General features: G+C 77.1%; 4 protein-coding genes. 2 read left to right on the top strand and 2 right to left on the bottom strand.

The window, feature by feature from the left end:
* On the top strand, positions 1–923 hold a 923-nt coding region (locus RIF68_RS33840; protein WP_309055299.1), incomplete at its 5' end, for a HEAT repeat domain-containing protein.
* Between the two features lie 40 nt (positions 924–963).
* Positions 964–1,380, top strand: a complete 417-nt coding sequence (locus tag RIF68_RS33835; protein WP_309055298.1) for an NTP pyrophosphohydrolase — start codon at positions 964–966, stop codon at positions 1,378–1,380.
* A 60-nt stretch (positions 1,381–1,440) separates the two neighbouring features.
* On the opposite strand, the gene RIF68_RS33830 is transcribed toward RIF68_RS33835, so the two are convergent.
* Both RIF68_RS33830 and RIF68_RS33825 read right to left on the bottom strand, forming a co-directional pair.
* Positions 1,441–2,175, bottom strand: a complete 735-nt coding sequence (locus RIF68_RS33830) for a restriction endonuclease (protein ID WP_309055297.1) — start codon at positions 2,173–2,175, stop codon at positions 1,441–1,443.
* A 199-nt stretch (positions 2,176–2,374) separates the two neighbouring features.
* A complete protein-coding gene (locus RIF68_RS33825; RefSeq protein ID WP_309055296.1) occupies positions 2,375–2,548 on the bottom strand; it encodes a CsbD family protein in 174 nt (57 codons plus the stop codon).
* Positions 2,549–2,629: the final 81 nt, after the last annotated feature.

The raw sequence follows: 2,629 nt of genomic DNA, 5'->3' as shown, positions 1-2,629 counted from the left end.
CCTCCGGCCGGACGGGCACCGGCTACCGGGAGTACGCCGACGAGGACATCCGGCGCATCTTCCACATCGAGAGCCTGCGATCGCTGGGGCTGTCGCTGCGGGAGATCGGCCGTGCCCTGGACGACCCCGGCTTCGCGCCCTCCGCGCTGGTGGAGGACCTCATCCGGCAGACGCGCGAGCGCATCGCGGCGGAGACCGAGCTGCTCACGCGGCTGCGCCGGATCGACGCCGCGGAGCCCGCCGCCTGGGACGACGTCCTGCAGGCCGTCGCGTTCCTCCAGGCCCTGCGGTCGCACAGCCCCGGCGCCCGGCAGCGGGCCGCCCTCGCCTCCGTCGACGAGGTGCCGGTGCCCGTGGAGGCCCTGGTCGAGGCGGTTCTGGCGGAGAGCGACCCGAATGTCGCCGGGGCGCTGCGCTGGGCCCTTGCCCGCGCGGGTGACGGCGGGACGGCCCTGCTCGCGGAGGGGCTGGACTCGCCGGTGGCCGCCGTGCGGGAACGCGCCGTCCTGTCGCTGGCCGCCCTGCCCGGGGAGGAACCGGCCGACCGCCTGCGCGACGCCCTCGGGCACACCGACGCCGTGGTCCGCGGGCACGCCGCCCTGGCCCTCGGCGCCCGGGGGACGGCCGCCGCGGTGCCGGAGCTCCTCGACATGATCGTGGCGGGGATGCGGGACACCGACGCGGCCGACACCCTGAGCACCCTCGCCGCCGGAACGGAGACGGCCGACCGGATCGCCGGCGGGCTCCTCGCCCGGCTCTCCGACGAGGCGACACCGGCGCCCGCCCGCGTACGGCTCACGCAGGCGCTGGCGGACATCCCCGGTGCCGCCGCCTCGGACGCCCTCGTGGAGCTCGCCCGGGACGAGGACCGCGCCGTGGCCGTGACGGCCGCCTATCTGCTCCGGGTCCGCGGGACGCGGTGACCCGGCCGGTGGGAGGCGGCGGGGCTGACATGCTGGGGGCATGAGCGCTGAAGACCCGGAACCCCGTCCGCTGCTCGTCGTGGACGGGGCCAACGTCGTGGGATCGGTGCCGGACGGCTGGTGGCGCGACCGGCGCGGGGCCGCCGAGCGGCTGCGCGACCGCCTCGCCGCGGCCGGCGGGCCCGTCGACGGACCGTACCCCGGCCCGTACGAGATCGTCCTGGTGGTGGAGGGGCGCGCCCGGGGTGTCGCCTCGGTGCCGGGGGTTCGCGTCGAGGAGGCGCCCGGCAGCGGTGACGACCTCATCGCCGAGCTGGCCCGCGCGGCGCGCGGTCGGCCGTGTCTGGTCGTGACGGCCGACCGGGAACTGCGCCGCCGCGTCGAGGAGACCGGCGCCCGCTGCGCGGGACCCCGGAGCCTTCCTCCGGCGCCCGGCCGGACCGCGACCGAGGAGTAGCGGCGTCGGCCCCCGGGGCGGGACGCCCGGGGCCACCGGGCCGGGTTCGTGGGAGCGGGGCTATGACGTGTCCGCCTCCCGGTCGCCGGCCGCGTCCGCGCCGGTACGGGCGTACGTCTCCCAGGGCGGCGGCACGGACGACTCCGTCCAGGCGGCGAGCGCGTCGCCGTCCACGCAGACGATCCCGCAGGTGGCGGCGTAGTCGAGGGCCGGGGCGGTGAAGGAGCTGGTGGTGACCAGGACGGCCACGTCGGCCTGGTGGACGGTGAAGCAGGTGCCGCCGAACCTCTGCAGGTCCTGGGATCCGACGCGGTGGTCCTCGGCGTAGTGCTTGCACTGCAGGACCACGCGCCGCCCGTCCGCGGTCGTGGCCACGACGTCGGCGCCGAGGTCGCCCGCGCCGCCGACCACCTCCACGGTGGCGCAACCGTCCCGTACGCAGAGCGCGGCGACCGTGTGCTCGAAGCCGTCGGGATCCGCCTCGGCGTGGTCGAGGGCGTCGGCGCCGACCTCGGGGAGGTCGGCGGGCGGCGCCGCCGGCCCGGCGCGTGGCGGGCGGCGGCGGGCCGGGGCCACGCTCCAGCGGGCCATGACCACTCCCACGGCGAGCACCGCGATGATGGCGAGCGGCAGTCCCCAGCCGGTTCCGCGGGTCCCCGCCAGGTCGGCGGTCCGGAGGAAGAGAGCCAGACCGCCGCCGCATATGCCGACCAGCCCGACCGCCAGCACCACGTCCCGCGCCGTCGCCGCCGAGCCACGCCTCGGCGCGCCCCTGTTCTCGTCGGCCGTTGTCACCGGAGCCCCTCCCCTGCTCGTCGACGCTTCCCGCCCGTGCCCACCCGTGACACCCTCCGGCGCCGGCCTCCGCGCGGCGCGGTCCTCCCGTGGGGGCTCCGCGTCCCCTACCACTCCCCGCCGCCGGAAGCCGGCCCGTACGACGCGGGTCCCGCCCCTTACGGGAGGGGCGGGACCGCGGGGGTGCCGGTCGTGCGGCTCAGTGCTTGAAGATGTCCTTGGTCTTCTCCTTGGCCTCACGGGCGTCCCCGCGGGCCTGTTCGGCGCGGCCCTCGGCGGTGAGCCGTTCGTTGCCGAGCGCGCGTCCGGTCTCCTCCTTGACCGCGCCCTTGATCTTCTCGCCCTTGGCCCGCGTCTTCTCGTCGGCCGCCATGACGGCTCCTTTCCGAGTGATCGTCACTTCCGGGAAGGTCCGTATGACCGGGCCCGGCGCCGCGAAACCTGCCGGCGCGGA

Source organism: Streptomyces sp., assembly GCF_031178505.1.
GTDB classification, from domain to species: Bacteria; Actinomycetota; Actinomycetes; order Streptomycetales; family Streptomycetaceae; genus Streptomyces; species Streptomyces gulbargensis.
The sequence above is the reverse complement of the archived record's forward strand: the minus strand, read 5'-3'. Positions and strand labels throughout refer to the sequence as shown.

Excerpts from the sequence above, each read along its gene's own strand:
- RIF68_RS33835 (WP_309055298.1), top strand. The coding sequence starts at position 964 with ATGAGCGCTGAAGACCCGGAACCCCGTCCGCTGCTCGTCGTGGACGGG.
- RIF68_RS33825 (WP_309055296.1), bottom strand. The coding sequence starts at position 2,548 with ATGGCGGCCGACGAGAAGACGCGGGCCAAGGGCGAGAAGATCAAGGGC.